The organism is Cyanobium sp. NIVA-CYA 375, from assembly GCF_056108345.1.
In genome coordinates this window covers 1-795 of the sequence record NZ_JBSYHW010000308.1, presented here as the reverse complement: position 1 = coordinate 795, position 795 = coordinate 1, and the positions used below count along the sequence as shown (strand labels likewise).

The following is a 795-nucleotide window of genomic DNA, read 5'->3' as shown; positions in this document are numbered from 1 at the left end:
TTTTGGCTTAACCTCTAACCCGGTGACTGAAAAAATGCGAGTCCGCAAGCTTTTTGAGATGTATAGTGATGTTTCTGCTTCATTTCAGGCTCCCGTAACTGTAAATTGAGCTCGCCGCAAAACCTTGTCCTAAAATACGTTCGGTTTGACCTTGGGTCATGCAAATGCTCTTCTATCCCGTGAGATTAGAGTAGCTAATATATTCTTATGGATGGTTGCAAGTAAACCGCCGGTAAAGTTCAGCCAGCCTTGCTAACGTTCAGGATCAGCGGCATCGCAAAGCGATGACCGCTGCATCCTGGTGTTAGCCATCAAAATCACTCGCAGGTAAGTAAGCTTGGCCGGTTTGAGATGAGTGACGCCGAAGCCGCTCCACTACATCTCTGAACCGTGAGACGCCGCCGAGGACACGGTAAAGATGGCTATGGTCCATTAGGAGAAGGGGAGTCTTTCGGCCTGATGCACCCTCTATCGCAACCGATGAGTATCCTGAGATTGAGACGAAGATTCCCATGGTATTGTCAGCCTTGCTCTCGACTTTGGCGCGAAAGATATCGATATCAGGTGCGCCAGATTTCTCTGCTGTAAACTTGCATTCAACAAGATAGGTAGTGTCGCCGATAGTAATTGATCCGTCGATCTGTCGGCCACTGACTACGTAAGGCGGCCTAGAAACGATCTCGCTGAACTCCGTGAGGGAGTAGAACCAAGTCTCGAAGTCACGTCCTGCCTGAGCGGTGCCAATGTCACCAGTCAATTCGGTTAGCCTTTCTGAGAGAGACTGAAGGTTCTGTT

The 795-nt window shown here is 49.2% G+C and carries 1 protein-coding gene; it reads right to left on the bottom strand.

Annotated features, from left to right (window positions below; genetic code table 11):
• Positions 1-304: 304 nt before the first annotated feature.
• A partial coding sequence (locus AC01FP_RS18265; RefSeq protein ID WP_474482258.1) for a restriction endonuclease occupies positions 305-795 on the bottom strand: 491 nt, incomplete at its 5' end.